Here is a 19,338-nt window from a genome sequence, read left to right on the forward strand (position 1 = left end):
AAACCTGACCGTGCTTCTTCGGTCAGGTTTTTCTCTCATGATTCAACAGTAACGCGTGCGGTCTGATAAGTATTTATACTGGAAGTTGATTTGTATGTGATGTTGGAAATTCGAAGTCTGATTCTATTTTCTTTTCGTTCGGTTGATGTGGTTCTTGATCATCACGTTTCTTCGTTACTAAAAATCGGATGTCCTCCACAACTACTTCAGTTACAAACACTCTCCCTTCTCCTTTTTCATATGACCTCGTATTAAGCCTACCTGTTATCCCGACAAGTGAGCCTCTCCCACAATACTTTACGGTCGTTTCTGCGAGCTTTCCCCAAATCGTGCATAGCACAAAGTCCGCTTCATCTGTTTTATATCCCTTATTTACTGCAATTACAAAACTTGTTTGTACCCTTCCTTCGGATAAATATTTGAGCTGTGGAGCTTTTGTCATTCGTCCGATTAATGAAACTGTGTTCACCATTTCACCTCCTTCTATTTTGATTAGCACCATCATAAAGCTATTCCAAATAGTTAGCAAAAGTCGAAAATGGCATTTTAGCCTCGTTTTTTCATTCAAAATGCGATTCTAGTAACATTCATTTTTCTGAAACCTTCATAATACAAGCTTTCTAAAAATCAAAAATGGAAATTTCGCATTTCTTTATTATTTTGCCAGTAGTTCCACCTATCCGTGCATCCTTATTATGTTATAATATGGTTTAATCAAATCCTTCATAAGGAGAATGCAGATGAAAACTTTTAAAATGATTTCAATTGATATTATACGCGAAGAAGAGGTAGTTTCTATTTCTCTTGAAGATGGTATTGTGATTAATCAAGAAAATACAAGCCGTTCTTGGATATTGGAGCTTTTTATCGATAAAAAATATGAGAATCTTTTTCAAGAATTTCAATCAACCAATGAAATCCTGAATGTGCAGGTTATTATTTCTTATCCTGAAAACGAACCTGCTAATTTTGAAGTTGTTACATATTCAGTGAAAGAAATTGGACAACACATTTCTGTATTGTTAAAAGGTACATTAAAGCACGTACGAAGAAAATATGCAGAATCTCTCCTTGAAGAATTGATACAAGAAGGACTAACTGGAGAAGAACTACTAGCCAAATTTGAAAAATACATGAAAACAAGACCTAAGCTAAAAACAGACCAAATAAAAAAAAGCTGACTCAATGGAGTCAGCACTTTTTTTACTCATTTCTCTCTTTTATATCTTGTTTTATCGTTTGTCCTGCTTCGTTGTTTGCCCCATTCATTTCAGGAACCACATCGTCATTAACACCATTAAAACCATTCGATTGATTTGGAACTGTATCTTGGTATCCATTATTTGTCCCATTCGTTCCACCTGTTCCATTCATACCGTTTGGTCCCGTTGTCCCGCCATAATCGTTCGTTCCATTGTTATTATTCCCGTTAGGTGTTACATCGTCCCCACCTCGCTGAACATCGTCCAATGGAGTGTCATTATCGTTAGGAAAAGCACCTTCATCGTTGTTATTACATCCAACTAATAAGAAAGCACTCATTGCTACTGCAGGAATTGCCTTTTTCCACATAAATAAATTCCTCCTTTTTATTTTCATCAAACGATTACAAGATGGGAGGAACTATCCCATGGGCTGTTATGCAAATTAATTAGATATTTTTATATCTAATCATTGATCCTTGTCGTTTATTATTCCATCCATGTTGTTGCCGTTGTTGCCATTATTGCCGATGCCGTTGTTTCCATTATTGCCATTGATGCCATTGTTTCCGTTGTTGTCGTTTTCGCCGATTTCGCCATCGTCACCGTGATCAACGCCATCATCGAGGTCTAAACCGTTATTGTTATTAGTATTTGTTCCACCCATACCATTTCCGTTTGTACCATTATTATTGTTATTATCCATATCAGGTGTGATCTCATCTACACCCTCTTGAACATCTTGCATTGGAGTTTCATTATCATCTGGAACACCATTGTTGTTGTTATTACATCCAACCAATAAAAATGCACTCAATGCTACAGCAGGAACGGCTTTTTTCCACATAAAAAAATTCCTCCTTTCTGGATTATGTTCATCACACTATGGTGACTTACAATAGGTTATCCGGAAAGGAAGGAACTATCCCATGGCAAAAATGCCTGTTTTTTACTCCGTTATCTCTTTTATTTCTTGTTTCGTCGATTGACGACTATTGTTGTTTGCGTTTGGAACAGTCTCGTCATTGACACCATTGTTAGTACCTGTACCTGCGCCACCATCAAAGCCAGCTGGATTGTTTTGGCCATTATTATTGTCATTCGTATTTGTTCCACCTGTGCCGTTCATTCCATTGCCATTGTTATTATTCATATCAGGTGTGAGGTCATTCAAATCCTCTTGAACTTCTTCCATTGGTGTTTCGTTATTGTTCGGAGCTGCATTATCGTTGTTATTACATCCTACCAATAAAAAAGCGCTTAATGCTATAGCAGGAATTGCTTTTTTCCACATAAAAAATTCCTCCTTTCTGGTTTATGTTCATCACACTAAGGTGATTTACGATAGATTGTCCAGGAAAGGAGGGAACTATCCCATGGCATAAATGCCTGTTTTTTCATTTATTGAATGTATCAGATTGCTTTTACTTCGTTATTTCTTTTATTTCTTGTTGCATCGTTTGACCAGTATCATTGTTTGCATCTGGAACTAAGTCTTCATTGATCCCTTTGTTTTCATTTGGAACTACATCATCGAGACCGTTGTCTCCAGCACCACCGTCATATCCACTTTCATTCGTATTAGTGCCGCCTATTCCATTCATTCCATTACCATTGATATCATTCACATCAGGTGTAAGGTCGTTCATATCAGGTACGAGGTCGTTAACATCCTCCCCAACTTCTTCCATTGGTGTTTCATTATTATTCGGTGCTGCATTATCATTATTATTACACCCAACCAATAAAAAGGCACTCAACGTTAAAGCAGGAACAGCTTTTTTCCACATAAAAAAATTCCTCCTTTTCTGGTTAATGTTCATCACACTATGGTGATTTACAATAGATTGTCCAGAAAGGAAGGAACTATCCTATGGCATTCCTGCCTGTTTTTTTGATTAAAAAAATGAATAAAGTATAACACTCTTCTAGAGCGGAATACTATTATTGATTGTCTACTACTGGTCCTAATGCGAAGAGGATATCAGCCTCACAAACAAGTTCACCGTCTACTGTTGCGATTCCATGCCCTTTGCCCATAGCTCCACGAAGTTTAACTAGTTCTACTTCCAGCTTTAATTGATCACCTGGTTTAACTTGGCGTTTAAATCTGCAATTATCAATACCAGTGAAAAAAGCGAGTCTTCCTTTATTTTCAGGAATTTGAAGAACTGCTACTGCTCCAACTTGCGCTAACGCCTCTACGATTAATACTCCCGGCATCACTGGGTATCCTGGGAAATGTCCATTAAAAAATTCTTCATTTATCGTGACATTTTTAAGTCCTACTGCTCGTTTACCTTCTTCTACTTCAAGAATTCGATCAATCATTAAAAATGGATAACGATGAGGTAAAATCGCTTGAACTTGCTCTGTTGTTAACATGGTTTTCCCTCCGATATGTCCCTATTTACCGTCTTTTATATCTAAAATATGCTGATACGTTTCCCATTTGAGTGCGTCTTTCGCAGATCCTTCTCCAAGGACCCCGTATCCAACCATTAAACCTGCTGCAGCTGCTCCTACAAGGAGTGCGATAACTATTAGTATACGCAGCCATATGGGGAACATGCGAATTTGGACCCAATTGATTTTTTTCGTTTCAGTTTTAGCTTCTTGCGCTTTTTCTATTTTTCGTTGTTGTCTGCCAGAAATTTTAACTTCTTCTGTCATAAGCCCAACTCCTTACGGAAAAGATTATCTTATCCCATTTATTAGACCCAACATTTGGTCTGCTATCGATATTGATCTTGCACTGAATTGATAAGAACGCTGAGCAGTCATTAACTCAGTCATTTCTTTTGACATATCTACATTAGACATTTCCAATACTTGATTCGTTAAAGCTATTTCACCACGTTCAGCACCTTGAAGGTCAATTATCACATCTTGTGCATTGACCCCTAACTCTGCCAAATTGTTTGGCAATACAATGTACGTCTCAGAAAGCTGTTCCATTAACTGTGGTTTTTGTAAAACAGAAACTGCTAATTCTCTTTGGACAGTAGAACCATCTGGATAATTTGCTGTTAGTACACCAGACTCGTTTACAGAAAAACTTGAAACGTTCTCTGGAATAGTAATTGCTTGTCCAGCTGCATCAGCCACAGGATAACCATCTCCTGTAACGAGCATTAAGTTACCATTTTCCATTGGCGAAACATAAAATGCACCTTGACGAGTATAAGCCGTCTGTTGGCCATTTTCTCCATCTGGCATTAAAACATTAAAATATTGCTTTGGTTCCTGAAAAGCAAAATCTAAATCACGTCCCGTAGATTGGAGACTTCCTTGCTTCCAGTTCATGGATGCCTGTGCAAGTGAAGCTCCAACTCCATAGCGAATTCCTACGGGTGATTGACGATCTACTTTGTCCAACTTGTCATTGTTAAATTGTTGGTATAATAGCTCTTGAAATTTTACATCTTTCGCTTTATAACCATGCGTATTGGAGTTCGCAAGGTTGTTTCCAATAATGTCCATTTGATTTTGAAGCTGTGACATTGTATTCGTAGCTGTAACCATTGTACGTAACATCTATGGGTGCCTCCTCTTAAATTTAGAAAGAAGAATAAATTTTTCTATATTGTTACTGTCTAGCTTCCGCCTTCTGTTGTCTTACGTATTTCTAATTTACCCGTCCTACTTCATTTACTGCTTTTTGCATGCTTTGGTCGTATGCTTGAAGTACTTTTTGATTTGCTTCAAAAGCTCGGTATGCTGTTAACATTTCCGTCATTGTTTTAGCAGTATCTACGTTGGAACGTTCAATATATCCTTGTTGCATCGAAAAACTAACGTTTTCCGTATCGTAAGCTGAAGGCAAGTTTGTACCATCCGCAGTTTTAAATAAACCATTGTCTTGTTTAATCAACGTTTCTGGTTGGGTGGAAAAAGAAACACCGATTTGCTCGATTGCCGCATCTTCTACATAAATCTGCCCATCACCAGCAACACGAAAATCGTCATTTTGAAGCTGAATACGTTGCCCATTTGAATCAAGAACATACAGACCTTGAGGATTTGTTAAAAATCCTTCCGGATCTAATGTGAAGCTCCCATTACGAGTGTATGCTTCTCCTTCCACTGGATGCTGTAAACGATAAAAAATGGCACCTGTTTGACCCGTTTCTGCATCTTCTGGTAGTAAACCATCAATCAAAGAAATATCCGTATTCAAGCCCGTTTCTTGCAGCTGACCTTGCTGCATCAAAGCGATTGTTTCTTGCATATAAACACCAGTACCTACTGCTCCAACACCTGTTGCATATTTCCCTTTGATAGGAGCATCCATTGGAATATTGGAAGGTCCTAATTTGGATAAAAACATTTCAGGAAATGATCTAATCGCTGATTGATCCGCTTTATATCCAGGCGTATTTGCGTTTGCCATATTATTTGTCAGTAATTCCGTTCTACGCTGTTGCGCAATCATTCCAGATGCAACTGTATGAAATCCACGAAACATTAGAATGCCTCCTCTTTAGTCCAGCTGCAGTACCAGCCAGTTATCTTCTTGAGATTCTATCAATATTATCTAACATGATTCCCGTGCCTATTGCTACACAATCCATAGGACTCTCTGCTATAAATACTGGCACTTTCAATTCTTCTACAAGAAGATGATCCATTCCATGTAAAAGTGCTCCCCCACCAGTAATGATTACGCCACGGTCAATTATATCGGCCGATAATTCAGGCGGTGTCTTTTCTAAAACATTTTTCGCTGCTTGTACAATAACAGAAACTGATTCGCGTAATGCTTTTTCAATTTCTTCTGAACGAATGGTAATGGTTCTTGGAAGACCAGTTACCATATCACGTCCACGAATATCCATCTCTTCATTACGACTATTTGGAAATACAGTACCTATCGTAATTTTTATGTTTTCCGCTGTACGTTCCCCTATTAAAAGCTTGTACTCTTTTTTTATATATTGAAGGATGTCGTTGTCAAAAACATCTCCGGCAATTTTAATAGATTCAGAAGTAACGATGTCTCCCATTGAAAGTACTGCAACATCTGTAGTACCTCCACCGATATCGACAACCATATTACCGCTTGGTTGGAAAATATCCATTCCTGCTCCAATTGCTGCAACTTTAGGTTCCTCTTCCAAATATACTTTTTTACCGCCCGATTTTTCTGCTGCTTCTCGAATTGCTTTTTGTTCTACACTTGTAATGTTAGTAGGACAACAAATTAAAATGCGAGGCTTAGATAGAAATCCTTTTACGTTTAATTTGTTAATAAAATGCTTTAGCATTGCTTCTGTCACGTCAAAATCAGCAATTACTCCATCTTTTAGTGGGCGAATAGCAACAATATTCCCTGGTGTTCTGCCCACCATTTGACGTGCTTCTTCTCCAACTGCAAGCACTTTGTTTGAGCTTTTATCTATAGCAACTACGGATGGTTCATTTAAAACAATCCCTTTACCCTTTACATGAATTAATACGTTCGCTGTTCCTAAGTCGATTCCTATATCCTTCGCAAACATTAACAATGTTTCTCCTTCCCTATCTAAACCTTTTTATATGTATAATTCCATACGTCTCTAACTTATAATTTTATCATAGTTTTGTCATAAAAACACTTTTTTTATTGACAAATAAACCCTTACTATTTTCCTTCTTTTTGTTTTTTATTCAGTAGATGGAGGAATATAGTAGAACTTTATAACTAGTTCTATATCATTTGTGTAACGGTATTATTTTCTAGTTAACCATTTCTTTCAGATGGGCAAAAAAATATTTTAACAGAACGAGAAAACAAGACCAATTTCGTTTAAACCGAGACCAATTATCCTCCATTCGAGAACATTGCTCAAAAAAAGAGTAGCAAAAGGCAACTATTTCAAAAGAAAAAAGCCGTGATTTATTACAAATCACGACCTTTCCCATCTTCCTTTTTTGTTTTCCATTTTCGTTTCGTTGCCTCTCCACCGCGTAAATGCCTGACCGATTTATGATACGCAAGTATTTCTTTGACTTCTTTCGCCAATTGCGGATCCACTAAATGGAGCCTCTCCGTCAAATCCTTATGAACAGTGCTTTTAGAGTGACCGGTCGTGCTCGCGATGGCACGGACAGTTTTCTTTGTTTCAATTACCATTTCCCCTAAACGTATGCATCTATGACGTATCGTTTCGTGCACTAACTCTTCCTTTCGTTAGTAAAGGAACACTTTTCATCACTTTATGCATTCGTATCGGTTTTTATGAATTTCAAATTCGACTTAAGGTGTTACTTCTGCAAAACGCAGAAAAGACTACATCGAATTTATTCAATGTAGTCCAAACGAAATCTGTACATCCAATGAGGCTTTAAGTCCACTGGATGCTTGGAACTCAGGCGTTACCGGAATTCCCTATTTCAGCATATTCACGCTAAAATTTAAATAAATAATGTTTAAAACGCTAGTAATGATTCCGGATTGACTAGGATACCCTCTTCGTTATAAACCTCAAATTGCAAGTGAACACCTGCAGTAGGGTTCCATTCATTTTCAGATGAAGTTGCAAGTGCTTGTCCTTGCTCCACAACATCTCCTACTTTTACTAGAATGCCAGTGACAGAGCGATATTTTGTTTGCATACCATTTGCATGAGATAAGACGATTTCATCTCCTACAAAAGGATCTACATTGACTGCTTCTACTTTTCCACTCATTGCTGCAACTACTTCGAATGGTTCTCCATTCATCGACAGGGATACACCCGTATTCGCTACATAGGTTTGATTGAACACGAGTAATGATTTTTCACGTGTCGCTTCATCTGCTTCCATGTCATAATAGTGCTGTACGACTTCCATGCTATCCAACAAAGTTTCTTTGAAAGGATATTTCATAGATTCTGCTTGTGCATTCGTTTCGATAGTTACTTTATCAGGATCCTTACTAGCATCGGTCCATTTGGACTCCCCTGCTGTATCCGTGTCAACAAACACGTTATACCCCCAAATCATTCCTACGAATGCTACCGAAAATCCCGCATAAATTAGTGGCCAAAACCACGGTTTCTTCGGATTTTTATTCTTCTGAGAAGGCTTGTTTGATTGTTCTTCTCTCATTTTCATCACCTCAATTGCTATTATTTGCATTTGAAGGAGATTTTAAACACGTTGAAAAACTTTTTATTTCTGTTCCTTTATAATAGTGAAGAAGAATGTCATGTGCACCTACAGAATCGTGTGCCAGCACCTCTGCACCGTACTGGCTCATTCCTACTCCATGCCCATATCCGACCGTATCTACTATCACCTTATCATTCTTGAATGTAACTTTGAAATCCGTAGAGGGTAGTCCGAGTAATGTACGAACTTCACGGCCTGTCCATGTTTTACCGTTTATTTGTACCGATTCTACGCGGTTAGAATCTGTCTTCGTCACTTGAAATGTTTTCACTATACTTTCAGACCATTTTAATCCAAAAGCATTTGCCCATTCCTTCTTTGTATACTCGAATTGCTTGTTTACATTTGGCGCAAACAGCTCTTCCTCTTCACTTGGTACAGAAACTAAATACGGAATCGCATACCCACTATAATTTTCCGCACTCTCTGTTTGTCCATTACTAGTTGAAAAGAACATAGCCGTGATCAGCTGATCCTTATAAACAATGATTTCTCCTTCGGTAGAAGCGACGACGTTACGGAGTTTTTCCTCATATTCCTCAAAGGAAGATCCCCATTTTTTCTTTCGTTCTTCTTCGCTTGCATACACTTGTTTTTGCACCGTTTTTTCAATAGGTGTTTCCCCATAATTCGTCTCGCGTAACACATACGTCCGAGCAGCGATAGATTGTGCTTTTAAAGCCTCTTCATGAAAGGAAATAGGCATTTCCGCAGCTACAACTCCTAAAACGTACGTTTCGAGAGGAATCTTCTGTTGTTCCCCTTTCACTTCGATTAGTATTGGACATTCAATTTCAAAATCTAGTTCCAATGCAGGTGGTGATTTTGCGTCATGCTTTTCTTTGATTAATAAGAACGGTAGTAACAGGAGGCATATGACAATGAATAATAAGAGTATGTTTTGTTTCATAGAGGTACTATATGCTAGACAGAGAGGGAAAATGAACAAGCAGTTTTAATAGGGAAACTTATGAAGGAATTATTTAACATTAAATAACGTAATGTGGCACTTCGAGATCAATTGTGCGTTAACCGAGACTATTTTACATAAACTCGAGACTATCTCCAAACAGAACGAGACCAATTTGGCTATATCCGAGACCATTTCTCTAAGTAAAGAGCTAACTTAATGAGATAGAAAATAATTTTTTATTTCATGTTAAACAAGAATTTGATTTTGGAACGATATATTATCCCAAAATTGAATTTTGGAGTCAAAAAATGCTAAAACTGACCAAAAACACATACTAAAATGGGAATTATGCACTCTATAGAAAATATGATAATCTTAATTTGAGGTGATAATTTGATAGCAAAAAAATATTCCACAACACCATACATGGAAGCATTACAATCACTAAAAAAGAGATTGAAAAAAAATCATCCAAAGTACTTAAATATTCAAGAAGAAATACTACAGAAAACTGCTGGAGACATTGGAGAAGAAGCAGTGATGCGTTTCCTTGAACAAGTAAAGTTGCCTTACAGGTTCTATGCATTCCACAATATTTCACTACTTTCCGAATCTCTAATTCAATTAGACATTCTTATTATTTCACCCTATTACGCGCTGATTCTTGAAGTTAAAAACATAAAGGGAGAATTAACATTCACAACGAATCCATCGCAACTTGTTCGGCGACTTGAAAATGGAAAAATTAATGTATTTGATTGTCCCTCATTACAATTAGAGGAATATGAATATCAGCTGAACCTTGTTTTCCAAAAAAATAATATTCCCCTGCCAGTCTTCGGAGCAATTGTATTTGCATACTCAACAAGCCATATCCAAGCCTCTCCATCAAAAACAACCATATTAACACGAAAACAAATCAAACCTTATCTTAGAGAAATGAATATAGAAAGACCATTCCTCTCAAATAATGAACTTGATCTTATTAAAAACTATATTTTGAATGCACATAAGGAATTTCAGCCATTTCCATTAATTAAATACTTCTCCATTAATCCCGATTCAATCATTCACGGAGTCGAGTGCAGTAATTGCAACTTAATTGGAATGAAAAAAGTCCAGCACAATTGGTTTTGCCCTAAATGCAAAAACTATCAAAGAAATGCACATGAAAAAGCCTTGAAAGATTATTTTTTGATTTACAAAAACACGATGTCTAACAAAGAATGCCAGCACTTTTTAAAACTCGATAACAAACATCAAGCTACAAGAATATTAAAAAACACGATGCTAATAAAAACTGGTCAATCCAGAAATACTAAATATAGCATTAGATCTCCTAAATAAAAATCCATTTTTTAGCACTTCGAGACAAGACAACTCAAAATCGAGACCAATTATGACCTGGTCGAGACCAATTCCACTGTAATTGCAACCAAATCCTAAGTAAGCAAGACCAAAAATATCCTTCGACAAAAAAAGCACCATGCATGTATGAATGCACAGTGCTTTACATATATTATACAAGTTGAATTGCTTTCTCTGGGCTTTCGGTACCGATTCTTTCAATATCCGCACCAAGTGCTGCAAGTTTTTTGTCGAAATCAACGTAGCCACGGTCTAAGTGATAAAGTTCAGTTACACGTGTAATACCTTCAGCTACAAGACCAGCGATAATAAGTGCTGCTGCTGCGCGTAAGTCCGTTGCTGCGACTTCTGCACCTTGTAAATTAGATGGTGATTCCATAATTACAGAACGTCCTTCTATTTTCATGTTGCCATTCATCCGTCGGAATTCTTCCACATGCATAAAACGGTTTTCAAATACAGTTTCCGTGATGATTCCTGTTCCATGAGCAGTCATCATCAATGCCATCATTTGTGATTGCATATCTGTAGGGAAACCAGGATGTGGCATTGTTTTAATATCAACTGATTTTAATGGTTCAGAAGAACGTATACGTAAGCCTTGATTTTCTTCGGTTACTTCTACGCCCATTTCTTGCAGTTTAGAAATTAGTGCTGTCATATGCTCTGGTACAGCATTTTCGATTAGCACATCGCCTTTTGTAATTGCAGCTGCAACCATGAATGTTCCTGCTTCAATACGATCTGGGATGATATGGTGCTCTGTTCCGTGTAATTCAGATACACCTTCAATACGAATTGTATCCGTACCGGCACCTTTGACGCTTCCGCCCATTTCGTTGATGAAGTTAGCTAAATCGACAATTTCCGGCTCTTTAGCAGCATTTTCGATAATCGTGATGCCTTCAGCAAGCGCTGCAGCAGTCATAATATTTTCTGTTGCTCCTACGCTTGGTACGTCTAAATAGATTTTAGCACCTTGTAAGCGTCCATTTGTTTTTGCTTCTACAAAGCCATGTCCGAACGAAATTTCTGCGCCCATCGCTTCAAAGCCTTTTAAATGCTGATCAATAGGGCGTGAGCCTATTGCACAACCGCCTGGAAGAGCAACACGAGCAAAACCATTGCGCGCTAAAATTGGACCCATTACAAGTATAGATGCACGCATTTTACGCACATACTCAAATTGTGCTTCACTTGAAAGTCTCTCTTGAGAATCAATTATTACTTGATTTAGTTCTGGATTGTATATAACTTTTGTATTTAAACTTTTTAACACTTCATTAATTGTCAAAACGTCTGCTAGTGTAGGTACATCTTTGATTACATTTTGTCCTTTGGTGGCAAGTAAAGCAGCAGCAAGAACTGGTAGAACAGCATTTTTCGCGCCTTCCACTCTTACATTTCCTTTTAAAGTTTGACCGCCCTTAACAACGATTTTATCCACTTCTTTCCCTCCGCGTTCTTATCCTCATTTGCTCATATATAATCGAAAATATGTATGATGTCATTATTAGGAATTACAAAACAATATACATCATACAACGAATTTCGAGTATATACAAGCATCAAAAACACTATTTTCTACTGCTAATTTAGTTCATTTTCATTGCTATAGTATACGTTATACCCAGTCTTTTCGTGTAGATAATCTTAAATTACCCCAGTACGTTTCACATAAAACCTAATCGACAAAATATTTCCCAGGAAATAAGAGGAGATTCTACATGCTCATACAAACTACTCCATTATTTGCATGAGCATAAAGAATCTTTTTCCATTAATTAAATAGAAATGGCAATTGATTTGACCAATTCGTTAGATTTAAGAAAAAATTAGCAACAGTTGAACCGATCATTATACTTATTAAAATAAATAACAGCTGAGCCTGAAAAACTTTATTTTTTTTAATTACCTTTTCAATCATAATTGCTTGAAGTGCATAAAATGATATACCGATAAAAAATATATTTGCTAAGATAGCAATGATTGCCTGTTGGCCATTTAATAAAAACATTTCCATCCTCCTACATTTAAACTAGATTAGTAGCAAAGTAGCCCTATAAGAAAAAAACGGACAGAACTAGTTCTGCCCGTTTGTTAAATCAGTTAAAATCAAAATTGCCTGCACGATAAATAAAATCCGTGACATTCACCGGAGGCAGTCCTTATTTATCACAGGAATAATAAGGTTTAAATGTTACCCTCATAAACGTTGATACGATTCATCGCACGTTTCAAAGCAAGTTCAGCACGATTGAAATCAGTTGAATCTTGCTTATGTTGAAGACGTTCTTCTGCACGTTTCACCGCTTCTTTTGCACGAGTTACATCGATATCTGAAGCAACTTCAGCAGATTGAGCTAAAATCGTTACCTTTTCAGGTCGAACTTCAACAAATCCACCGTTTACTGCTACATACTCTGATTTTCCATCTTTTTTCAATTTAACTGCACCGATTACAAGTGGCGCAACCATTGGAATATGGCCAGGTAAAATACCGATTTCACCAGATGCTGTTTTAGCGATAATCATGTCTACTTCAGAATCGTATACCGGGCCGTCGGGAGTGACAATATTGACTATAAGTGTCTTCATATTTTTTCCTCCTGGTCCGAATTATTATACTTCTACGCCCATGCTTTTCGCTTTTTCTACAACTTCTTCAATGCGTCCCACTAGACGGAAAGCATCTTCTGGTAAATGGTCATATTTTCCTTCAAGAATTTGTTTGAATCCTTCAACAGTTTCTTTAACTGGAACATAAGAACCTTTTTGACCTGTAAATTGTTCTGCAACATGGAAGTTTTGAGATAGGTAGAACTGAATACGACGTGCGCGGTTTACTACCAACTTGTCTTCGTCCCCTAATTCATCCATACCTAAGATCGCGATAATATCTTGAAGCTCTCTGTAGCGTTGTAATGTATATTGCACTTGACGTGCTACATCATAATGCTCTTGACCTACGATTTCAGGTGAAAGCGCACGAGAAGAAGAAGCTAACGGATCAACCGCTGGGTAAATACCCATCTCAGATAATTTACGTTCTAAGTTTGTTGTCGCATCTAAGTGAGCGAAAGTTGTTGCTGGAGCTGGATCCGTATAGTCATCGGCAGGTACATAAATCGCTTGGATAGATGTAACAGAACCAGTATTTGTAGACGTGATACGCTCTTGTAATTGACCCATTTCAGTAGCAAGCGTTGGTTGGTAACCAGCTGCTGATGGCATACGACCTAAAAGAGCCGAAACCTCAGAACCCGCTTGAGTGAAACGGAAGATATTGTCGATGAATAAAAGTACGTCTGCACCTTGCTCATCACGGAAATATTCAGCCATTGTAAGACCAGTTAAAGCTACACGCATACGTGCACCAGGTGGCTCATTCATTTGACCGAATACCATTGCTGTTTTCTTAATAACGCCAGAATCGCTCATCTCGTGGAATAAGTCATTTCCTTCACGTGTACGCTCTCCAACACCAGCGAATACCGAAATACCACCATGTTCTTGAGCAATGTTGTTGATAAGTTCTTGAATAAGAACTGTTTTCCCTACTCCGGCACCACCGAATAGACCGATTTTACCACCTTTGATATATGGAGCTAAAAGGTCTACTACTTTGATACCTGTTTCAAGAATTTCAACTTCTGTTGAAAGATTTTCAAATGTTGGTGCTTGACGGTGAATTGGATCACGACGCTCTTCAGTCGGAATTTCTTCTCCTAAGTCAATTACATCACCAAGAACGTTAAATACGCGTCCTAAAGTTACATTACCAACCGGAACAGAAATTGCTGCACCAGCATCTATTACCTCTGCACCACGTTTAAGTCCGTCAGTAGATGACATTGCGATTGTGCGAACAGAATCATCCCCTAAGTGTAAAGCTACTTCTAACGTTAACGTAGTAGGAGCTTCGTTTGGACGTTCAATAGCTACAGTCAATGCATTATAGATAGCTGGTAAGTGGCCGTTGTCAAACTTTACGTCAACAACTGGACCCATTACTTGTAGTACTTGTCCTTTGTTCACTACTGTTCCCTCCTGTCTTACTTTCTTTCTTTACCTATTCTAGAGCCGATGCACCGCCGACAATTTCCGTAATTTCTTGCGTAATCGCAGCTTGACGTGCTCGGTTATATACTAATGTTAAGTTACTAATCAAATCAGTTGCGTTGTCTGTCGCGGATTTCATCGCAGACATACGCGAAGCATGTTCACTTGCTTTACCGTCGAGTAATGCACCGAAAATTAGGCTTTCCGCATATTGAGGAAGTAACACTTCTAGAATTGCCTCACTTGAAGGTTCAAATTCATAAGAAGCAGTTGTGCCTTTTTCTACTGCAATATCCGTAAGTGGCAGTACCTTTTTCTCCGTTACTTCACTGGAGATGGCACTGACAAAGTGGTTATAGTACATATAAAGTTCATCATATGTACCATCCGTGAACATACCAACAGCTCTGCGCGCAATTTCTTTAATATCAGAAAAAGCTGGTTGGTCAGGTAAACCTATAACTTCCCCGATTACATTAGAACCACGTTTTACGAAGAAGTCACGTCCCATACGACCAATTGCCAGAATTACATACTCATCTTTTGAAGCGTGACGTTGTGCTATTGCATTGGCAACAGCGCGAATAACGTTACTGTTGTAAGCTCCAGCTAAACCACGATCAGAAGTGATGACAAGATATGCAGTCTTTTTTACAGGACGGGTAGTTAACATCGGATGTCCACTATCACTTGTACCTGAAGCAATTGCACCAACTACCTCTTGAATTTTACCCATGTAAGGAACATATGCTTTTGCATTCTCCTCTGCACGGTTCAACTTAGAAGCAGAAACCATTTGCATAGCTTTTGTAATTTGACTTGTTTTCTTAGTTGACGTAATTTTGCTTTTAATGTCGCGTAATGATGCCACTGGTATTTCACCACCTTATTGTTTTTTTCACATCGACAAAGATATTATTCAGATATTGCGAAAGTTTTTTTGAATGCTGAAATAGCATTGTTCATATCTTCATCTGAAGGAAGAGCTTTAGTCGTGCGAATATGATCTAAAACGTTTGTGTGGTTTGTATCTAACCAGCTATATAACTCTGCTTCAAAGCGACTGATATCTTTAACTGGGATATCATCTAAATGGCCACGTGTTAGAGCATATAAAATCATAACTTGTTTTTCTACTTTAATAGGAGAGTTCAAGTCTTGTTTTAATACTTCTACAGTACGAACACCACGGTTAAGTTTCGCTTGAGTTGCAGCGTCAAGATCTGAACCGAATTGAGCAAATGCTTCAAGCTCACGGTATGCAGCTAAGTCAAGACGTAATGTACCCGCAACACTCTTCATTGCTTTAATTTGAGCTGATCCACCTACACGGGATACGGATAAACCAGCGTTGATCGCTGGACGTACACCAGAGAAGAATAAATCAGATTGTAAGAAAATTTGACCATCTGTAATCGAGATTACGTTTGTTGGAATGTAAGCAGAGATATCTCCCGCTTGTGTTTCAACGAATGGTAATGCAGTGATTGAACCTGCACCTAAAGTTTCATTTAACTTCGCAGCACGCTCAAGTAGACGGCTGTGTAAGTAGAATACATCCCCTGGATATGCTTCACGACCTGGAGGACGTTTAAGAAGTAATGAAAGTTCGCGGTATGCAGCAGCTTGTTTAGATAGATCATCATAAACGATCAATACGTGCTTACCTTCGAACATAAATTCTTCTGCCATAGTTACACCAGCGTAAGGCGCTAGGTATAATAATGGAGCTGGCGCAGATGCAGATGCAGTTACAACGATTGTGTAATCTAAAGCACCTTTTTTACGAAGTGTTTCTACTACGTTACGTACAGTCGATTCTTTTTGACCGATAGCAACATAGATACAAATCATATCTTGGTCTGCTTGGTTAAGGATTGTATCAATCGCAACAGATGTTTTACCTGTTTGACGGTCACCGATGATTAACTCACGTTGTCCACGTCCGATTGGTACAAGAGCGTCAATCGCTTTAATACCTGTTTGAAGTGGCTCATGTACAGATTTACGTGCCATAACCCCTTGTGCAGGACTTTCGATTGGACGAGTTTTTGTAGTTGCAATAGGACCTTGTCCGTCAACTGGTTGGCCAAGTGGATTGACAACGCGGCCAATCAATTCTTTTCCAACAGGAACTTCCATTATACGGCCTGTTCGACGTACTTCATCGCCTTCTTTGATGTCTGTGTATGGTCCAAGGATAACGATACCAACGTTGTTCGCTTCCAAGTTTTGTGCCATACCTAAAACACCAGTTGAGAATTCTAAAAGCTCTCCAGCCATGACGTTGTCGAGGCCATGAGCACGCGCGATACCGTCACCAATTGTGATTACTGTACCAACGTCGCTAACTTTCATCTCAGATTCATAATTCTCAATCTGCTGTTTAATCAAGACACTGATTTCTTCAGCTTTGATGCTCATGTATGTCACCTCTCAAAATTCATAATATTAACCGATCAAGTTACGTTTTAAGCGATCTAATTTAGTACTTAGAGTGCTATCGTAAATGCGGTTTCCGATTTGAACACGAATTCCACCAATAATAGATGGATCTACAATGTTTTGAATACGTAAAGATTGTTTACCTACATTTTTTGCAAATACAGATGAAACGCTTGCACGTTCTTCTTCTGTTAAATCACGAGTAGTGTATACTTTCGCTTCTGCAATACCTTGTGCTTCATTCGAAAGTGTCATAAATTCAGAAATAATGTCTGAAACTTCGCTTAATCTCTTTTTATCAATTAGCACTAAAAGTGTATTGATAACGATAGGATTTGCATTAGCAAAAACTTCACGAATCAACTCTTTTTTCTTGTCTAAGGAAAGCTTTGGAGATGTGAATAGAGTTTTCAAATCTTTATTGCCATTCCAGACAACTTTAAGTTCACGTAAATCATTTTCTACTGATTGAAGCTCGTTTTTTTGTTGTGCTAGTTCGAATAATGCGATTGCGTAACGCTGTGCTGCAGTTGATTTACTCAATTAACTTCGCCTGCCTTCGCAATCGTAGCCTCGATTAGCGCACGATTATCTTCTTCCGAAACTTCTTTTTCAAGAACTTTGGACGCTGCAAGTACAGAAAGTGAAACTACTTCTTGTCGTACTGCCGCAATCGCTCTTTCTTTTTCTGTATCGATTTCACGAATAGCAGATTCTTTTAAACGCGCTGCTTCAGAACGAGCAGTTGTGATAATTTCTTCACGAGACGCTTCGCCTTGCTTTTTCGCATTTTCTACAATCGCTAGTGCTTCCGTGCGTGCTTCTTTAAGTAAGTCACGTTGTTCTTCTAGTAATCGCTCTGATTCTTGGCGGCTAGATTCAGCTGCTTCAATTTCACTTGCGATTAATTCTTCACGTTGAGTCATAATCCCCATTAATGGACCCCAAGCTACTTTCTTTAAAAGTACAAGTAGTAAAATAAAGAAGAATAATGTAGCAAAGATATCCCAAGTGTTAAAACCACTATGGGCTTCAGCACCAAGTACAAGGTAATCAAAAGACACGATTGTTTCACTCCTTTCAAACGCTAATAAGAGATCTTGCTTCTATAATGTATAAATGTATTTATTGTTTTCTAATTCATAAAGAGAATGGCGGATAAAAAACCCGCCATTATAGATTTTGTAAGTGGTTCTTATTTGTTTAATACGATGAAAGCGATAACTGCTGCGATAATTGGAATCGCCTCAACTAATGCTACCCCGATGAACATAACTGTTTGTAAAGCTCCACGTGCTTCTGGTTGACGAGCAATACCTTCTACTGTTTTTGAAACGATTAAACCGTTACCGATACCTGCACCAAGTGCACCTAAACCGATTGCTATAGCTGCTGCTAAAAGACCAACTGAACCTACCATTGTGTAATTTCCTCCTTGGAATGTTGTTTTTTTTTTTTTTTCTGCCTAGTTTCCTAAACAGTTATATTAATGGTCTGACGACACTTTATGTGACATATAAACCATTGTTAACATAACGAAAATGAATGCTTGGATCCCACCTATAAATAGGGAGAAACCTTGCCATGCCATTGCTGGAATAATTGCTCCAACAAAGCCGAAAATACTAGAAGTTGCTAATCCTGCGATCAGTCCTAAAAGAACTTCCCCCGCATAGATATTACCGTAAAGACGAAGACCAAGTGTCAACGTATTTGCGAATTCCTCAATAATTTTTAATGGAAATAAAAATGGAAGTGGTTTTAAATAAGTATCAACATTATATTGTTTAAAACCTTTCATTTGAATTCCGTAGTAGTGCGTTAAAACGATGATCATAACGGATAATGTCATGGTGATGGTTGGGTCTGCTGTTGGAGATTTCCACCAAAGTACCCCATCATACGTGATGGCAAATGGAAGACCTAATACGTTTGCTACTGCAATAAACATAATTAGTGTAATCCCAAGTACATGGAAACGCCCACCTGTTTTCCAGTCGAAGTTACTTTTAATAATCCCCTTCACAAAATCCATAATCCATTCCATGAAGTTCTGCATACCAGTCGGTTTCATTTTTAAGTTTCTTGTCGCAATATAAGCAATTAAGAAAACGATAAGTGTAGTTACCGCAAGCATTAAAATGTTTGACCAGTTTCCATACAGTCCTAAAAACTTGAACGTTGGATTTGCATGTTCCACGATTCATTCAC

At 38.0% G+C, this 19,338-nt stretch carries 25 protein-coding genes; 2 read left to right on the plus strand and 23 right to left on the minus strand.

What is annotated here, in order from left to right:
* Positions 1 to 73: 73 nt before the first annotated feature.
* On the minus strand, positions 74 to 472 hold the full coding sequence (locus AM499_RS12315; RefSeq protein WP_442853771.1) for a single-stranded DNA-binding protein: 399 nt from the start codon (positions 470 to 472) through the stop codon (positions 74 to 76).
* A gap of 268 nt (positions 473 to 740) precedes the next feature.
* Between AM499_RS12315 and AM499_RS12320 the strand changes: the two genes are divergently transcribed.
* Entirely contained in the window at positions 741 to 1,181 is a 441-nt protein-coding gene (locus AM499_RS12320) for a YwpF family protein (protein ID WP_053590498.1), read from the plus strand.
* 22 nt (positions 1,182 to 1,203) lie between these two features.
* Here AM499_RS12320 and AM499_RS12325 read toward each other — a convergent pair whose 3' ends face one another.
* The 12 genes from AM499_RS12325 to spoIID form a co-directional block, all read right to left on the minus strand.
* A complete protein-coding gene (locus tag AM499_RS12325; RefSeq protein WP_053590499.1) occupies positions 1,204 to 1,572 on the minus strand; it encodes a hypothetical protein in 369 nt (122 codons plus the stop codon).
* Between the two features lie 99 nt (positions 1,573 to 1,671).
* Entirely contained in the window at positions 1,672 to 2,049 is a 378-nt protein-coding gene (locus tag AM499_RS12330) for a hypothetical protein (protein WP_053590500.1), read from the minus strand.
* A 102-nt stretch (positions 2,050 to 2,151) separates the two neighbouring features.
* Positions 2,152 to 2,496, minus strand: a complete 345-nt coding sequence (locus AM499_RS12335) for a hypothetical protein (protein ID WP_053590501.1) — start codon at positions 2,494 to 2,496, stop codon at positions 2,152 to 2,154.
* A 130-nt stretch (positions 2,497 to 2,626) separates the two neighbouring features.
* Positions 2,627 to 2,992 (minus strand): hypothetical protein, encoded by a 366-nt coding sequence (locus AM499_RS12340; RefSeq protein WP_053590502.1) that lies wholly within the window; start codon positions 2,990 to 2,992, stop codon positions 2,627 to 2,629.
* A 154-nt stretch (positions 2,993 to 3,146) separates the two neighbouring features.
* A complete protein-coding gene (gene fabZ / locus AM499_RS12345; RefSeq protein WP_053590503.1) occupies positions 3,147 to 3,587 on the minus strand; it encodes a 3-hydroxyacyl-ACP dehydratase FabZ in 441 nt (146 codons plus the stop codon).
* A 21-nt stretch (positions 3,588 to 3,608) separates the two neighbouring features.
* Positions 3,609 to 3,875 carry a DNA-directed RNA polymerase subunit beta gene (locus AM499_RS12350; RefSeq protein WP_053590504.1) on the minus strand — a complete coding sequence of 89 codons (267 nt, stop codon included), beginning with the start codon at positions 3,873 to 3,875 and terminating at the stop codon, positions 3,609 to 3,611.
* 24 nt (positions 3,876 to 3,899) lie between these two features.
* Positions 3,900 to 4,739 carry a flagellar hook-basal body protein gene (locus AM499_RS12355; protein WP_053590505.1) on the minus strand — a complete coding sequence of 280 codons (840 nt, stop codon included), beginning with the start codon at positions 4,737 to 4,739 and terminating at the stop codon, positions 3,900 to 3,902.
* Positions 4,740 to 4,830: 91 nt separating this feature from the next.
* Positions 4,831 to 5,670: a flagellar hook-basal body protein gene (locus tag AM499_RS12360; protein WP_053590506.1), complete on the minus strand. Its 840-nt coding sequence runs from the start codon at positions 5,668 to 5,670 to the stop codon at positions 4,831 to 4,833.
* A gap of 40 nt (positions 5,671 to 5,710) precedes the next feature.
* Positions 5,711 to 6,703, minus strand: coding sequence for a rod shape-determining protein (locus AM499_RS12365; protein ID WP_053590507.1), 993 nt, complete (start codon positions 6,701 to 6,703; stop codon positions 5,711 to 5,713).
* Between the two features lie 380 nt (positions 6,704 to 7,083).
* On the minus strand, positions 7,084 to 7,359 hold the full coding sequence (locus AM499_RS12370; RefSeq protein ID WP_053590508.1) for a sporulation transcriptional regulator SpoIIID: 276 nt from the start codon (positions 7,357 to 7,359) through the stop codon (positions 7,084 to 7,086).
* Between the two features lie 254 nt (positions 7,360 to 7,613).
* On the minus strand, positions 7,614 to 8,276 hold the full coding sequence (locus AM499_RS12375; RefSeq protein WP_053590509.1) for a M23 family metallopeptidase: 663 nt from the start codon (positions 8,274 to 8,276) through the stop codon (positions 7,614 to 7,616).
* A 10-nt stretch (positions 8,277 to 8,286) separates the two neighbouring features.
* Entirely contained in the window at positions 8,287 to 9,249 is a 963-nt protein-coding gene (gene spoIID / locus AM499_RS12380; protein WP_053590510.1) for a stage II sporulation protein D, read from the minus strand.
* A gap of 396 nt (positions 9,250 to 9,645) precedes the next feature.
* On the opposite strand from spoIID, the gene AM499_RS12385 reads away from it, so the two are divergent.
* On the plus strand, positions 9,646 to 10,599 hold the full coding sequence (locus AM499_RS12385) for a nuclease-related domain-containing protein (protein ID WP_053590511.1): 954 nt from the start codon (positions 9,646 to 9,648) through the stop codon (positions 10,597 to 10,599).
* Positions 10,600 to 10,771: 172 nt separating this feature from the next.
* Here AM499_RS12385 and murA read toward each other — a convergent pair whose 3' ends face one another.
* The 10 genes from murA to atpB all read right to left on the minus strand — a co-directional run bounded on the left by murA (position 10,772) and on the right by atpB (position 19,327).
* Positions 10,772 to 12,067, minus strand: a complete 1,296-nt coding sequence (gene murA / locus AM499_RS12390; protein ID WP_053590512.1) for a UDP-N-acetylglucosamine 1-carboxyvinyltransferase — start codon at positions 12,065 to 12,067, stop codon at positions 10,772 to 10,774.
* Positions 12,068 to 12,400: 333 nt separating this feature from the next.
* On the minus strand, positions 12,401 to 12,637 hold the full coding sequence (locus AM499_RS12395) for a DUF1146 family protein (RefSeq protein ID WP_275789289.1): 237 nt from the start codon (positions 12,635 to 12,637) through the stop codon (positions 12,401 to 12,403).
* Positions 12,638 to 12,813: 176 nt separating this feature from the next.
* The gene (locus tag AM499_RS12400; protein WP_053590514.1) at positions 12,814 to 13,218 is read right to left on the minus strand and encodes a F0F1 ATP synthase subunit epsilon; all 405 of its coding nucleotides are present in this window, start codon (positions 13,216 to 13,218) and stop codon (positions 12,814 to 12,816) included.
* A 24-nt stretch (positions 13,219 to 13,242) separates the two neighbouring features.
* A complete protein-coding gene (gene atpD, locus AM499_RS12405; RefSeq protein WP_053590515.1) occupies positions 13,243 to 14,658 on the minus strand; it encodes a F0F1 ATP synthase subunit beta in 1,416 nt (471 codons plus the stop codon).
* 34 nt (positions 14,659 to 14,692) lie between these two features.
* Entirely contained in the window at positions 14,693 to 15,553 is an 861-nt protein-coding gene (locus tag AM499_RS12410) for a F0F1 ATP synthase subunit gamma (RefSeq protein ID WP_053590516.1), read from the minus strand.
* Positions 15,554 to 15,597: 44 nt separating this feature from the next.
* Positions 15,598 to 17,106: a F0F1 ATP synthase subunit alpha gene (gene atpA / locus AM499_RS12415; RefSeq protein WP_053590517.1), complete on the minus strand. Its 1,509-nt coding sequence runs from the start codon at positions 17,104 to 17,106 to the stop codon at positions 15,598 to 15,600.
* 27 nt (positions 17,107 to 17,133) lie between these two features.
* A complete protein-coding gene (locus AM499_RS12420) occupies positions 17,134 to 17,670 on the minus strand; it encodes a F0F1 ATP synthase subunit delta (protein ID WP_053590518.1) in 537 nt (178 codons plus the stop codon).
* The gene (atpF, locus tag AM499_RS12425; protein WP_053590519.1) at positions 17,667 to 18,191 is read right to left on the minus strand and encodes a F0F1 ATP synthase subunit B; all 525 of its coding nucleotides are present in this window, start codon (positions 18,189 to 18,191) and stop codon (positions 17,667 to 17,669) included. The genes AM499_RS12420 and atpF overlap by 4 nt, the downstream gene beginning before the upstream one ends.
* Positions 18,192 to 18,322: 131 nt before the next feature.
* Positions 18,323 to 18,547, minus strand: coding sequence for a F0F1 ATP synthase subunit C (gene atpE / locus AM499_RS12430; RefSeq protein ID WP_053590520.1), 225 nt, complete (start codon positions 18,545 to 18,547; stop codon positions 18,323 to 18,325).
* Between the two features lie 66 nt (positions 18,548 to 18,613).
* Positions 18,614 to 19,327, minus strand: a complete 714-nt coding sequence (gene atpB / locus AM499_RS12435; RefSeq protein WP_053590521.1) for a F0F1 ATP synthase subunit A — start codon at positions 19,325 to 19,327, stop codon at positions 18,614 to 18,616.
* Positions 19,328 to 19,338 lie beyond the last annotated feature (11 nt).

The sequence above is a fragment of the Bacillus sp. FJAT-22090 genome (genome assembly GCF_001278755.1).
Classification (GTDB): Bacteria; Bacillota; Bacilli; order Bacillales_A; family Planococcaceae; genus Psychrobacillus.

Bases quoted from the DNA above. Each gene is read 5' to 3' on its own strand.
- AM499_RS12315 (WP_442853771.1), bottom strand. From the start codon at position 472: ATGGTGAACACAGTTTCATTAATCGGACGAATGACAAAAGCTCCACAG.
- AM499_RS12320 (WP_053590498.1), top strand. From the start codon at position 741: ATGAAAACTTTTAAAATGATTTCAATTGATATTATACGCGAAGAAGAG.
- AM499_RS12325 (WP_053590499.1), bottom strand. From the start codon at position 1,572: ATGTGGAAAAAGGCAATTCCTGCAGTAGCAATGAGTGCTTTCTTATTA.
- AM499_RS12330 (WP_053590500.1), bottom strand. From the start codon at position 2,049: ATGTGGAAAAAAGCCGTTCCTGCTGTAGCATTGAGTGCATTTTTATTG.
- AM499_RS12335 (WP_053590501.1), bottom strand. From the start codon at position 2,496: ATGTGGAAAAAAGCAATTCCTGCTATAGCATTAAGCGCTTTTTTATTG.
- AM499_RS12340 (WP_053590502.1), bottom strand. From the start codon at position 2,992: ATGTGGAAAAAAGCTGTTCCTGCTTTAACGTTGAGTGCCTTTTTATTG.
- fabZ (WP_053590503.1), bottom strand. From the start codon at position 3,587: ATGTTAACAACAGAGCAAGTTCAAGCGATTTTACCTCATCGTTATCCA.
- AM499_RS12350 (WP_053590504.1), bottom strand. From the start codon at position 3,875: ATGACAGAAGAAGTTAAAATTTCTGGCAGACAACAACGAAAAATAGAA.
- AM499_RS12355 (WP_053590505.1), bottom strand. From the start codon at position 4,739: ATGTTACGTACAATGGTTACAGCTACGAATACAATGTCACAGCTTCAA.
- AM499_RS12360 (WP_053590506.1), bottom strand. From the start codon at position 5,670: ATGTTTCGTGGATTTCATACAGTTGCATCTGGAATGATTGCGCAACAG.
- AM499_RS12365 (WP_053590507.1), bottom strand. From the start codon at position 6,703: ATGTTTGCGAAGGATATAGGAATCGACTTAGGAACAGCGAACGTATTA.
- AM499_RS12375 (WP_053590509.1), bottom strand. From the start codon at position 8,276: ATGAGAGAAGAACAATCAAACAAGCCTTCTCAGAAGAATAAAAATCCG.
- spoIID (WP_053590510.1), bottom strand. From the start codon at position 9,249: ATGAAACAAAACATACTCTTATTATTCATTGTCATATGCCTCCTGTTA.
- AM499_RS12395 (WP_275789289.1), bottom strand. From the start codon at position 12,637: ATGTTTTTATTAAATGGCCAACAGGCAATCATTGCTATCTTAGCAAAT.
- AM499_RS12400 (WP_053590514.1), bottom strand. From the start codon at position 13,218: ATGAAGACACTTATAGTCAATATTGTCACTCCCGACGGCCCGGTATAC.
- atpA (WP_053590517.1), bottom strand. From the start codon at position 17,106: ATGAGCATCAAAGCTGAAGAAATCAGTGTCTTGATTAAACAGCAGATT.
- atpE (WP_053590520.1), bottom strand. From the start codon at position 18,547: ATGGTAGGTTCAGTTGGTCTTTTAGCAGCAGCTATAGCAATCGGTTTA.